General features: G+C 29.9%; 10 protein-coding genes. 9 read left to right on the top strand and 1 reads right to left on the bottom strand.

The window, feature by feature from the left end; translation table 11 throughout:
• The first annotated feature begins 70 nt into the window (after nucleotides 1-70).
• Genes RR430_RS07895 through RR430_RS07870 form a run of 6 tightly spaced genes read left to right on the top strand, consistent with a single transcriptional unit; the run spans nucleotide 71 to nucleotide 8025 of the window.
• Nucleotides 71-1513, top strand: a complete 1443-nt coding sequence (locus RR430_RS07895; RefSeq protein WP_332488075.1) for an oligosaccharide flippase family protein — start codon at nucleotides 71-73, stop codon at nucleotides 1511-1513.
• Nucleotide 1514: 1 nt separating this feature from the next.
• Nucleotides 1515-2489, top strand: a complete 975-nt coding sequence (locus RR430_RS07890; protein WP_332488077.1) for a glycosyltransferase family 2 protein — start codon at nucleotides 1515-1517, stop codon at nucleotides 2487-2489.
• Between the two features lie 10 nt (nucleotides 2490-2499).
• Nucleotides 2500-3531 carry a glycosyltransferase family 2 protein gene (locus tag RR430_RS07885; protein ID WP_332488079.1) on the top strand — a complete coding sequence of 344 codons (1032 nt, stop codon included), beginning with the start codon at nucleotides 2500-2502 and terminating at the stop codon, nucleotides 3529-3531.
• Nucleotides 3532-3533: 2 nt separating this feature from the next.
• Nucleotides 3534-4484 (top strand): glycosyltransferase, encoded by a 951-nt coding sequence (locus tag RR430_RS07880; protein WP_332508888.1) that lies wholly within the window; start codon nucleotides 3534-3536, stop codon nucleotides 4482-4484.
• An 11-nt stretch (nucleotides 4485-4495) separates the two neighbouring features.
• A complete protein-coding gene (locus RR430_RS07875) occupies nucleotides 4496-6025 on the top strand; it encodes a lipopolysaccharide biosynthesis protein (RefSeq protein ID WP_332488083.1) in 1530 nt (509 codons plus the stop codon).
• Nucleotides 6026-6036: 11 nt separating this feature from the next.
• Nucleotides 6037-8025 carry a family 43 glycosylhydrolase gene (locus RR430_RS07870; protein ID WP_332488084.1) on the top strand — a complete coding sequence of 663 codons (1989 nt, stop codon included), beginning with the start codon at nucleotides 6037-6039 and terminating at the stop codon, nucleotides 8023-8025.
• 29 nt (nucleotides 8026-8054) lie between these two features.
• On the opposite strand, the gene RR430_RS07865 is transcribed toward RR430_RS07870, so the two are convergent.
• Nucleotides 8055-8570, bottom strand: a complete 516-nt coding sequence (locus RR430_RS07865; protein WP_332488085.1) for a DUF1836 domain-containing protein — start codon at nucleotides 8568-8570, stop codon at nucleotides 8055-8057.
• 118 nt (nucleotides 8571-8688) lie between these two features.
• Between RR430_RS07865 and RR430_RS07860 the strand changes: the two genes are divergently transcribed.
• The 3 genes from RR430_RS07860 (at nucleotide 8689) to RR430_RS07850 (ending at nucleotide 11617) form a co-directional block, all read left to right on the top strand.
• A complete protein-coding gene (locus RR430_RS07860; protein WP_332488087.1) occupies nucleotides 8689-9531 on the top strand; it encodes a DegV family protein in 843 nt (280 codons plus the stop codon).
• Between the two features lie 66 nt (nucleotides 9532-9597).
• Nucleotides 9598-10977, top strand: coding sequence for an NAD(P)/FAD-dependent oxidoreductase (locus RR430_RS07855; RefSeq protein ID WP_332488088.1), 1380 nt, complete (start codon nucleotides 9598-9600; stop codon nucleotides 10975-10977).
• A gap of 70 nt (nucleotides 10978-11047) precedes the next feature.
• The gene (locus RR430_RS07850; protein WP_332488090.1) at nucleotides 11048-11617 is read left to right on the top strand and encodes a phosphate propanoyltransferase; all 570 of its coding nucleotides are present in this window, start codon (nucleotides 11048-11050) and stop codon (nucleotides 11615-11617) included.
• Nucleotides 11618-11754: the final 137 nt, after the last annotated feature.

Raw genomic sequence — 11754 nt, 5'->3', positions numbered from 1 at the left:
TTTTTCTTTTGCAATATATAAACATAAGGTGAAATATGGTATACTATACTAGATTAATTTTGGAGACTTTATGGACAAGAAAATATTAAAAAATTACTTCTATAACATACTATATCAACTATTTGTTGTAATTACGCCGTTTATAACTGTTCCTTATATCACTCGTACTTTAGGGCTTGATGCACAAGGAATTAGTGATTGGACATCGGGATTAGTACAATGGTTTGTTTTGTTTGGTATTTTAGGCGTAAATATCTATGGTAACAAGAAAATTGCAGAGGTTCGTGATGACAAAGAATTAATGTCAAAAACATTCTTTGAGATATTTGTTATGCAATTTATTTGTATGACTATATCAGCGATATGTTACTTAGGGTTTATTCAAACATTGGATGTAGATGTCCGCTTTTTTGCTTTTTTACAAGTCATATCACTATTTTCAGTATCCCTTGATGTAACTTGGTTTTTCTATGGTGTAGAAGACTTTAAAAAGGCTTCTATACGAAATATGATTATCAAAGTTTTAGGAATTGTATTAATATTTTCGTTCGTTAAATCACCTGCTGATTTAGGCTTATTTATCATAATTAATGCAGGTAGTGGGGTACTTGGACAAGCAATTATGTGGGTTCAGTTGCGACATTATATAAAGTTCCAAAAAGTTACTAAAAAAGGTGTAATGCAACATCTTAAACCTAATATATTATTATTTGTTCCACAAATCGCTACAAGTATATACACAATGCTTGATGTAAGCATGCTTGGCTATTTATATCACGATATAGGACATGTTTCTTTATATCAACAAGCGCAAAGATTTATTAAAATGTTTCTATTCTTTATTACTTCTATAGGTGCTGTAATGTTACCTCGTATTGCCAATATGAACACAAGAGGTGAAGAAGCAAAAGAGGAAATTACTCGTTTCTTACAAACAACACTTCGTATGGCACTTTATTTAGCTATACCAATGATTGTTGGTATTATTACATTAATTCCATCATTTATCGTTTGGTTTTTACCACCAAGCTATGCATTAGTAACTCCACTTATTATATGTACTACACCAATTATATTATTTATTAGTTTAAGTAATGTATATGGGACTCAATATTTATTACCAATAGGTATGACAAAAGAATATACTCGTTCAGTAGTTGCTGGAGCAATAACAAATGCCGTAATTAACTTTCTATTGATGCCTAAGTTTGGTGCATTTGGTGCAATCGCAGGATCAGTAATTGCAGAATTTGTTGTTACATTTATCCAATGGTTAACAATAAAAGATAGAATTGATTTAAAAATACGATTTAAAAATATTTATAAATATATTATTTCGAGTATTGCAATGGGATTAGTTGTTTACTTTGTTTGTAATACTTTAACACCAAATATCTTAAGTAACTTTGTTGCGATTGGTTCAGGTTGTGTTGTTTATTTTGCTTTATTAACAGTTCTTAAAGATGATTTCCATATGAATCTTTTAAATAAGGTATTAAAGAGAGGTAAATAGTATGAGTAAAGTTAGTGTAATCGTACCGGTATACAACGTTGAAGAATATCTGCCTAAGTGTATTGAATCTTGTTTAGCACAAACTTTTACTGACTTCGATTTAATATTGGTAAACGATGGAAGTAAAGATAATAGTTTAGCTATTTGCAAAGAATATGAAAAGAAAGATTCAAGAATTCAAGTATTAGATAAACCAAATGGTGGTTTAAGTGATGCAAGAAATGCCGGAATGAAATTAGTTAAAACACCCTATGTTTATTTCTTAGATTCAGATGATTTTATTGAACCTACATTATTGGATAAATGTATTACTAAGTTAAATGAAACAGATGCTGATATGGTAATCTTTGATGTATATCAATATTTTATGAAAACTAATACAAAAGAAATCATAAAGAGTGGCTATGAAATTGAGACTTGTGTAAATGTTAAAGATAATCCAGATGTTCTTACCAAGGTGTTGAATGCAGCTTGGAATAAGATGTATAAAGTATCTTTATTTAAAGAAAATCAAATTGAATATCCAGTAGGGTACTATTATGAGGATTTAGGAACTACGTACAAGTTAATGCTTAAAGCTAAAAAGATATGTTTCATTAATGAGCCGCTATATGATTATTTAGCAGATAGACCGGGTAATATTACACAACAGTTTAATAATAAAACATATCATATACTGGATATGGTAAAAGAAAATATAGAATATTATAAAAAAGAGAATGTCTTTGATTTATACTATAATGAACTAATGTATCTTGCTGGTATTAATATTATGGAATGTCTTAAAAAGACAAGAGATATTAATGACAAAGAAACAGTAAATAAATTCATAGATGATTGTTTTGAATTTATTAGATTAACATTTCCTCAATTTCCAAAATGTAAGTATGAAATATGTAGACAAAAAAATGATTGGATATATGCAAATCCAACATTACTAAAAACATATCTAACAGTTAGAAAGCGTTGGCACTAGGAGGTATCTTATGAATAAAATTACAGTAATTGTACCCATTTATAATGTTGAACAATATGTAAGAACATGTTTTGATTCGTTGCTTAAACAAACATTTAAGGATTTTATTGTTTATGCAGTAAATGATGGATCACCAGCAAATGAACAAGTAATTATTGATGAGTATGTTACAAAGTACCCAGATAAATTTGTTGGAATTGAAAAAGAAAATGGTGGATATGGGTCCGTTTTAGAAATGGCAATTTCTAAACTTGAAACACCCTATTTTATCGTATGTGATCCTGATGATTATCTTGCAGATGATGCATTAGAACACTTATTTAATTTGGCTGAACTATCAAATGCTGATATTACAATAGGAGCAAAATATTTTATTTATTCTGATGGGACTGATTCAGATTATGATGCAGCGTACAATACGACATTTACCAGATTGAAATCTAATACTGTCTATAATAAAGGCACTAATGAGTATGATGATTTATTCTATATTGATCCATCACCTCATAGTAAACTTTATAAAAAAGAGGTAGCTAAAAATATTAGATTTTTACATAAAGTAGGATATACAGATAATTTATTATTTTATATTAGTTTATTAACAGCTGATAAAGTAATTTATACTGATAAAGCATGTGCTTATTATTTAGTTGATCGTGCGGGTAATACAATGACAGATATACGTCCTAAGGCATTAGATGCTCATATTGAAGTATTTAAAACAATTGTAGATCAAGCAGAAACGCTAAATCCATGTAATATGTTTTATTATAGAATGTTTGAAAGCTATAAATTTATTTTATATCAAACACCAAGAATGTCGGGAACTAAAATAGAGTATAAAGAAAAATTAGATCACTTGTACGAATTAGTTGAAAAATTGATTCCTCATCGTGATGCAATAAAACCGTTATATAAGAAGTACGCTAAAGGTGGTTTCTTAGAAAAGTATAGAGATATGAGATTACTTAATCAATCAAGCAGTAAAAAAACATTTACAGTAATTGAAGATAAAATGATTCAAAATTTTAAGGAGAAATAAGCGTGAAACTATCTATCATTGTTCCTATGTACAACGTTGAACAATACATCCAACAATGTTTGGATAGTTTAGTAGTGCAAACATGTCCCAATTTTGAGGTAATAGTAGTAGATGATGGAAGTAGTGACAATGGTCCTAAAATAGTGGATGATATGATCGTAAAGTACCCATTTATTACACAATTACATAAAACAAATGGTGGATTAAGCGATGCTCGAAACTATGCCATTTCATATGCAAAAGGTGAATACATTGCATTTCTTGATAGTGATGACTTTGTTGAACCAACATTATATGAAAAACTTATTTCAAAAATGGATGAGGGATATGATGTTGTTGTTACTAACATTGAATACTTCTATGAAAATGGAAATCCTTCATGGATTATGAAGGGTTTGACTAGTTGGGAAACAGATACGATTTCAAAGAAAGCAATTTTATCGCCGATGTTTGCTTGGAATAAAATATACAAAGCAAAATACTTTAAAGAAGATGGATATCGTTATCCACTAAATACGTGGTATGAAGATATACCAGTAACGACACCAATATTTGCAACAACTGATAAAATAGGATATCTTGATGAAACACTTATTCATTATCGTCAAAGAGAAGGTTCTATTATGTCAGTTACCAAAAGTGAAAGACTTAAAGAAATATTTGGTATTATGAAAAGCGTTAGAGAAACTATGAAAGATTTAAATTTATATGATGAGTATCATGATGAAATAGAATATTTGCATATTGAACACTTATGTTTGTATGGAATGTTTAGATTTATTCGCTCACCATTGTTTGATGAATTATATGGAATGTCTTTGGAATGTATGATGGAATATTTTCCAAATTGGAAACAGAATAAATATATTAGTAACTTAAATTTTAAAAATCGTTGTTTTCTAAAATATTTTAGTAAATCAACAAAACCATTATTTACAATCTTAATTAAGTAGAAGGAGAAATTATGCGTACTAAACATTCATTTTACAATTTCATCGTAAGTTTAATAACAAGTGTCCTTTTACCTTTAGTAGGATTTGTAAAAATAAGCTTATTTGTTAGTTTATATGGTAGTGATATCAATGGACTTCAATTAACAATTGCACAAATTATCATGTTCTTAAATATTTGTGAGTTGGCTTTCTCTTTGGCATTTAGACAATTATTGTTTAAGCCATTAGCAGATGATGACCATGAAACAGTATTAAAAATATATCATGGGGCAAAGAAAGTCTTCAACTTTACGGGTACTGCAGTTCTAGTTATTGGTTGCTTAATAGCACTAGTATTCCCATTCTTTGCACAATCTCCATTAGATTACATTCAAACAGTAGGAACATTTGCAATTTTATGTATTCCATATGGTATATCTTACTTCATGATGGGACCAAACTTTGTAATTATCGCAGATCAACAAGAATACAAAATTAATATTTGGATTCAATCGTTTGCAATATTACGTATGGTTTTAATGATTGGTGTTATTTTGCTTAAAATGAGCTTCTTTTGGATAATTATCATTGAAGGTGCAAATATCTTAATATCTAACTTTGTAGCCCGTAAGATAGCTCTAAAGGCTTATCCATGGTTAAAAGATGAACCAAAGGATAAAGATGATAAATCATTCCAACAAAGCGCTAAATATACGATAATTCAACGTTTATCAATATTATGTACATCGAATACAGATAACATTGTAATTACAATGTTTATGGGTTATCAAATGACTAGTATCTTTGGTGTTTATAGTTATTTAACCGATTCTGTTTCTAAAATTATAAATAGTGCGATTACATCACCTATTAATAGTTTTGGTAATTTATTTAATGATAATCGCGCAGATGCATATAATGTATTTACAGAGTTCTTTAATTTTGCTACATATGTAGCAAGTGTAATTTCGATTTGTATCTTTGTTGTTATGAATGAGTTCTTAGTTTATTGGATGAAAGATCCTGAACTTTATTCAGTAACAATTGTAGTTGCATTCTTATTTGCAATTAATATTTTTTACTTAACAATGAGAGAACCAATTATTATTTCAAGAGATGCCAACGGTTTATTTAAAAATGCTAAGAATAATGCATATTTAATGGCTGTATCTAAGGTTTTATTATCAGTAATATTTATTCAATTTTGGGGTATTGCTGGAGTATTAGCTGCTACAATGCTTACAAATTGGATTGTGGATTTCTTATATAACCCTGTTTTAGTATATAACCAGGTCTTCAAATTAAAACCTATTCGTTATTATGCAATGGTTGGATCAAGATTATTGTTAGCTCTAGGTATAGGAGCAATTGCGTATATTCTATGGAATCAAAATTTAGCATTCATTGAAAGTGGAGTAGTTAACTTTGTTATTGCATGTTTAACTTTAGGAGTATCTGTAGGTGGTGTTATGACAGTGATTTATGCTGTTTCATATAAATCGTTTAGAAATTTATTTGTTAGATTATTAGGTATTTTTAGAAGAAGTAGAACTGCTGAATAGGAGATATTCCAATGAAAAAATTATTAATAGCTTTACTTACATGTTTAATAGTCACAGGTTGTTCAAAAATGGATTATAGTGGTGAGGTAAAAGTATCACAAGATAATGAAGATTTTGATTTGTGGCAAGCGCAAACTATTGATGATTCAATTACTTATAATGGAGATATCTTAAGTAATTCAAATTTTAGTGTTAGTTTTTGGATAAAACCAATAACTAATAAAACAGGTACTACTTTGTTTACTATTGGTGATTCTAATTATTATGTTCATCTTACAACATCAGGATCTAGTGATGGTGAGGATGGTACAAGTTATAGCGGAATATCTTTAGAATCAAAAACACCAAGTAAAGATTTTTGGATAGTAGCAGAGGGCATTGATACGTTACAAACAGGAAAATATAACTATGTAGTAACTCAGTTTAATAATGGAAATGCGACAATCTTCTTAAATGGAGAAAAGGTAGCAGAGGGACGATTAGGACTGGGCTATACTGATAAAACACTTACTTTTGGACAAAATATTGTTTATGGTGGTAATAATGAAGAAGGATATGTTTCTGATTTAGTTATAAGTAGTGATATTCAAAGTGAAGAAAAAATAAAAGACAATTATAAAAAACGATATGGGGATGTACTTTTAGATAGCATTACCTTTCCTAGTATGGATGATGTTCAAAGTGCACCTTGGTTAATGGATACCAAAGTTGAAGATATTCCAGTAACTTATAAAAGTGATAATCCAGAAGTAATGGATACCTATGGGAATTTAAAATCAGTTACAGAAGATACAATTGTTACAATGACAGCAACTATTGATAATGATGATATTAAAGCAACTAAAGATTTTAAATTTACAGTTAAAGCTTTAACAACAGAATTAATGTTAGAAAGAGATTTAACAGAATGCAATTCTTACATTCAAAAGGTTATTCATGATGGATATGCGTTACCAATAACATTTTCAAATGGGGCGCTAGTTGAATGGACAATAATTAGTGGGGATGCAGAAATTGTAAATGATGAAATTATTAAAAATACAGAGAATGAAAAAGAACCTATAACAATACAAGCAAAACTATTCATTGATGATAAAGTAATTACAAAGACATATGATTTAGTTTTACTTGATAAAGTAAGTGGTTATATTTTATCTTACTTTAACGGTGAATTAGGTGAGGAAACAGGTAAACTTGCATATAGTACCGATGCATTGAATTGGATAGATCTAAATAATGGAGACAGTATTATTACTAGTGAATTAGGAAATGGGCGAATTCGTGATCCATTTATTACCAGAGATAAAGAAGGTAACTTTATTGTTTTAGCAACTGAAGGATTTGATAATCCATATATTTACATAATGAACAGTAAAGATTTAGTTAATTTTGAACAACAAGATTTAGTACGTGTTGCTTATTATGATCAAGCAATTCAAATGAGTGGTAAACGTGCATGGGCTCCAGAAATGATGTATGACATGGAAACTGATCAATATTATATTTATTTTAGTGACCCAGGTGATGAAGATTTAATTGGTCATATCTATGCAGTAGCAACCAATGATTTTGAAAACTTTAGCTATCCATATTCATATTTTAATCCTGGTTATAATGTTATTGATGGTACAATCTTACCATTAGATGGAAAATATTGGATGTTCTATAAAGATGAAAGAAAAGCGGCACAAACTATTTTCTTTGCATCAAGTGATTCTATTTCTAAAGGGTTTGGATTAAGTTTTGATAAAAAGTTTATATTTAATCTTAAATACATTGAAGGACCATTTGTTACACAGTTTGAAGATAATTATTATTTGTATGTTGATTATTATCCAAAAGGAACTTTCCATGTAGCTAGATTCAATGAACTAGGTGAATTCACTAATTTTGAATGGTTAGATGAAACAGAATACAAACTTCCAAATGAAGATGTAAGACATGGTTCAATAATTCCAGTAACACAAAAAGAATTAGATGCAATTCTAAAGGCATATTAATAAAAAAAGTACTGCAAATGCAGTGCTTTTTAGTTCTCTTGAGTCATTGTATCTAAATAGTTTTCTACCATGAATTTTAGTGCAAATGCATAAATAGATGCACGCACAAATAATCGTTCTTCTTTACCTGTTAAAGTAGTATCTTTAGACATCTTGACGGAATTAATATCAACCGTCTTTAATGCATTTTCAAGTTCAATGCAAAAATAGTCATATGCTTGTTCTGTTTCGAAAAGTTCCTTTTGGACTTTTATCATCTTAACGATCTTTGGTATTGGGTATAATTGTTTAAATACACAAATAACAATAAGATAGGCAATGTGTTTACGATTATAACGTTTTTTAATAGTTGGTGGTATTAGTCCACATTTTACATAGTTATTAATCATTGCGGTAGTAATCAAAGAATCCTTTTTATCGATTTGGATAGGTTCCAATGCTTCTTTAAGATAGTTTATTAATTGATCACTATAGATATCAATACTTGGTAGTTCGTGATATCTTGGAATATGAAATTTTTTAAATTGATTATTGAATTTATTCATATTTCTTCCTCATTTCAACGTTATTTTATCATAAAACAAAAGGGAAATGAATATATCTTGACATAATAAGCATAATTTCATAACATAATATTGTATATTAGATGTAAGGAGGACTTTTATGTCGAAATATGGAATTGTAATAGATAGTAGTTGTGATTTAAAATCAGATGAAATAAAAGAAAATGATATTGATTTTACAATTGTGCCTTTGAGCATAGTTGTAGGTAGTAAAGAATATGTAGATGATGATTCAATAGATACCAAGCAAATGTTAAAAGATATGGAAGAATACAAGGATGCTGCTAAAACAGCATGTCCATCTCCTGGTGATTTCATTGAAGGATTCAAGAAATCACAGGAAGTATTTTGTTTTACGCTTACTAGTGCTCTATCAGGTACAAACAATAGTGCAGTTCTTGCGAAAAATACGTTGGAAGAAGATGATTCTAATATAAAAGTGCACGTATGTGATACGAAGTCAACTGCTGGACATATGATTGTCTTGGTTCACAAAACAATTGAATTAATACGTGAAGGCAAATCATTTGAAGAAATATCAAATGAAATTGAAGAATTTAATAAGAATCTACATATAGTATTTACTTTAGGTAGTTATTCTAATTTAATTAAGACAGGAAGAATGAGTAATTTTGTAGGAGCGATTGCATCTACATTAAATATACGTGCAGTTTGTGAGAATACACCACTTGGTGAAATTCAAATTACAAAGAAAACACGTGGACAAAAAGCTGCATATAATGCTTTGGTAGAATTAATGGTTAGTAAGAAATCATTGGATTCATTACCAATCTATATTAATCATTGCGATAATCTAGAAGCGGCTGAAATTATCAAAAACAAGATATTAGAAATAGCTAGTACAGCTAAAATAGAGATAAGAAACTGTAAAGGATTAACTTCATTTTATGCTATGAGTGGTGGCGTACTAATTGGTTTTTAGGTATCACTTCCGTGATATCTTTTTATATGGTAGAATGGGTTGGGAAAAGGTTTTAAGGAGGAAAAGATGGAGCTAAAACAAAAGTATGATGTAGTTATTATTGGTGGTGGTATTGGAGGCTTAATGTGTGGATATCGACTAATCGAAAAGAATCCTAACCTTTCAGTATTACTTTTAGAAAGAGGAAATGCTTTAGAAACAAGAGAATGTCCTATTATCGCAAAAAAAGTAAAACAATGTGTTAAATGTGATCCTTGTGCCATTATGGAAGGTATTGGTGGTGCTGGTGCATTCTCAGATGGAAAATACATTATCTCTACAGAATATGGGGGATGGTTACCAGAATTTTTACCTAAAGAAGAAGTATTAAAATATATTGAACAAGCAGATTCTATTTTAGTTAAATATGGTGCTCAAAAAGAAAGATATGTACCTAATGATGAATTAAAGAGATTATGTATTCAATATGATTTACATATGCAACAAGCAGAATTAAAACACTTAGGAACTGATGCCAACTATAATACAATGATGAAGATGGTAGAAGAACTAAGAAAGAAAATACAAATTGAAACAAGATGTACAGTTACTGATGTAAATAAAGAAACTAAAGAAGTAACAATTACTAATGGAAAAGATGAATATGTAGTTACTGGTGATAATATTGTATTTGCAGTGGGAAGAGCTGGAAGTAGAATGTTTGTTGACTGGTGCAAGAAAAATCAAGTTTCATTAGAAAATAGTCAAGTAGATATTGGTGTTAGAGTTGAGTGCCCAGCGATTGTTTGGGAACATTTCTCTAAGAAAATATATGAACCTAAAATACTGTATCGTTCAAAGGCGTATGGAGATACTACACGTATGTTCTGTTTCAATGAAAGAGGGCATGTAGTAACAGAGAATACAGATGGTGTTTTAACTGTTAATGGACACTCATTTAAAGAGTTAGATCGTAAAACTGATAATTCAAACTTTGCATTATTATGTACAATTAGATTTACTGAACCGTTTAATGAACCAATTGAATATGCAAGATATGTAGCTTCCCTTGCAAATAAGATTAGTGGTGGTAGTGTACTTGTACAAAGATTAGGAGATTTAGAATTAGGTAAACGTACGGATGATAAACGTTTAAAACAATCAACAGTTAGACCAACTTTAAATGCTGTTCCTGGTGATTTAAGTCTATGTATGCCAAAAAGACATTTAGACAATATCATTGAGACATTACACGCTTTAGATAAAGTAGCACCTGGTATTGCGAACTATGACACCCTTTTATATGGTGTAGAATGCAAATACTATTCAGCTAGACCTAAATGTACTAACTTTGAAATAGATGGTAATCCAGGCTTCTATGCGCTTGGTGATGGGGCAGGATTTACTCGATCTTTATCACAAGCAGCAGCTAATGGACTAATTGTTGCAGATATACTTGTGAAATAATGATGTTTATTTGAAGTTTATGGAAAATAATTCTATAATAATTAGGTAACATTGAGAGAGGGAGAAAAGAATGGAAAAAGTATTAGTAGAAGTATCAGCACGTCATGTACACGTGTCAAATCAAGATTTAGAAACATTATTTGGTGCAGGTTATGCATTAACATCTAAGAAAGAATTATCACAACCTGGACAATTTGCTTGTGAAGAAAAGGTTGCAGTAGTTGGACCTAAAGGAACAATCAATATGTCAATCTTAGGCCCTACTCGTAAGGCAACACAAATTGAAGTTTCATACACAGATGCAAGAACTCTTGGAGTTAAAGCTCCACTTAGAGAATCTGGAGACATTGCAGGATCAGCTCCAATTAAACTAGTTGGACCTAATGGTGAAGTAGAATTAACTGAAGGTGTTATCGTTGCAAAACGTCACATTCATATGCTTCCTAGTGATGCTGAAAAATATGGTGTTGAAAATGGACAAATCGTTGGTGTGAAAATTGACACTGATGGTCGTTCAGTTGTATTTGGTGATACAGTTGTTCGTGTTCGTGATGATTTTGCATTAGCTATGCATATTGATACTGATGAAGCAAATGCTGCTGGAATTAGTGGAACTGCACAAGGCGAAATTATTAAATAAAATCACCTAGAAATAGGTGTAGCTTAATTCAACTACAGTGAATTTTAAAAAGAAAATCTAGAAATGGATTTTCTTTTTTTATTTATGTGAGACAAAGTCGAACATAAAAACCACACGCTAAGCGTGTGAGAAAAGAA

Origin of the sequence: Anaerorhabdus sp. (genome assembly GCF_036641015.1) — a bacterium.
Taxonomy (GTDB): domain Bacteria; phylum Bacillota_I; class Bacilli_A; order Erysipelotrichales; family Erysipelotrichaceae; genus Anaerorhabdus.
This window is presented reverse-complemented; position numbering and strand designations above follow the sequence as displayed.